Source organism: Desulfonatronum sp. SC1, from assembly GCF_003046795.1.
Taxonomy (GTDB): Bacteria; Desulfobacterota; Desulfovibrionia; order Desulfovibrionales; family Desulfonatronaceae; genus Desulfonatronum.
The window spans coordinates 1-410 of sequence record NZ_PZKN01000200.1 but is presented as its reverse complement, the minus strand read 5'-3'; the positions used below and the strand labels follow the sequence as shown (position 1 = coordinate 410).

1 protein-coding gene is annotated in these 410 nt (G+C 40.7%); it reads left to right on the top strand.

Going from position 1 to position 410, the window contains the following annotated elements:
* Window positions 1-225 (top strand): hypothetical protein (locus C6366_RS21285; protein WP_233248597.1); only part of this gene is annotated, 225 nt, incomplete at its 5' end.
* Between the last annotated feature and the right edge of the window lie 185 nt (window positions 226-410).

The window sequence follows — 410 nt, the reverse complement described above, 5'->3', positions numbered from 1 at the left end:
GACTATCGTTATGCCCAGGCCAATACCAACGGGCGAATTGGTAAACTGGATGCCTATTTTATCACCAACTTAAACGCCTGGTACAACCATACAGCGTCGGGACTCGGATTTAGTTTTACCATCAAAAATATTACCAATGAGCGATATATTGTAACTCGCAGACCACAAGGGATAAGAGCCGGTTTGCCACGCTTTATATCTGCCGGAATCACATATAATTTTTAGAAGAACTCTACTTGAATTGTAAAAGGCCGTTTCTCCCATCAAAGGGAGGACGGCCTTTGTACGTTATTTTTTGTTGTTATGGAAATGGGGATTGTGGTCGGATTTTTGTTTATGCCAGAAAGTGTTTTTGCCTGACATCTTGTTTCTGCATCACTTTGTATCAGCAGATGTTTAAAATTAAACCC